The sequence below is a fragment of the Mesorhizobium sp. M3A.F.Ca.ET.175.01.1.1 genome, assembly GCF_004791945.1.
GTDB lineage: Bacteria > Pseudomonadota > Alphaproteobacteria > Rhizobiales > Rhizobiaceae > Mesorhizobium.
Genome location: NZ_SRTP01000199.1, coordinates 1 through 339, shown reverse-complemented (window position 1 = coordinate 339; position 339 = coordinate 1). Strand labels below are relative to the sequence as shown.

1 protein-coding gene is annotated in these 339 nt (G+C 66.4%); it reads left to right on the top strand.

Annotated elements, in window-relative coordinates:
- On the top strand, positions 1-339 hold a 339-nt coding region (locus tag EN818_RS31330), incomplete at both ends, for an N-acetylmuramoyl-L-alanine amidase (protein WP_135906680.1).

The following is a 339-nucleotide window of genomic DNA, read 5'->3' as shown; positions in this document are numbered from 1 at the left end:
GGCGCTTGCCAACCAGTCTCTGACGACCGGCTCGACCGTTTCCACCGACAAGGGCGGCCGCGTTGGCACCGGGCCGGTCTCGGCGCCTGGACACCGCTTCACAGTCGTCGTCGACCCCGGCCACGGCGGTGTCGACGGCGGCGCGGAGAGCGCCGGCGGCACGGTCGAGAAGAACGTCACGCTCGCCTTTGCCACCGAATTGCGCGACAAGCTGGCCGCGGTCGGCAAATATGATGTGTTTATGACGCGGGACAACGACGTGTACCTGCCGCTCGACGAACGCGTGCGCATCGCCCGCCAGCACGAAGCCGATCTTCTGATTTCCATCCATGCCGATAC